1 protein-coding gene is annotated in these 531 nt (G+C 71.0%); it reads left to right on the plus strand.

Translation table 11 applies throughout. The annotated features are described in order from the left end of the window. A partial coding sequence (locus tag AC1DMY_RS20930) for a thiamine phosphate synthase (RefSeq protein WP_477166764.1) occupies nt 1-531 on the plus strand: 531 nt, incomplete at both ends.

Below are 531 nucleotides of genomic sequence, written 5' to 3' on the forward strand. Positions count from 1 at the left end.
CCCAAGCCCTTCGCGCCGTGCCCGCCGGACCTCGGCCTGTACGCGGTAGTGCCGAGCGCGGAGTGGATCGAGCGGCTGGTGCCGCTGGCCGTGCCGACCGTGCAGTTGCGTTTCAAGTCGGATGACGCGGCGGCGGTCAAGGCCGAAGTGGCCCGCGCCGCCAAGGCCGCCAAGGGGCAGGCATCGCGCCTGTTCATCAACGATCACTGGCGCGTGGCGCTCGACCACCATGCGGCGATGGGTGGCGACAGCGGCATCTACGGCATCCACCTGGGTCAGGAAGACCTCGACGAGGCCGATCTCGAGGCGATTCGCGCCTCCGGGCTGCGTCTGGGCGTGTCCACCCACGGCTACGCCGAGATGCTGCGCGTGGCCGCCATCGGCCCCAGCTATCTGGCGCTCGGGGCGATCTTCCCGACCACGACCAAGGTCATGCCGACCGCGCCGCAGGGCATGGGCCGCTTCCGGGCCTATGTGGCGCTGATGCAGCCGGTGGTGCCCGCGCTGGTGGGCATCGGCGGAGTGAACGGG

Source organism: Dyella sp. 01L423 (genome assembly GCF_056399945.1).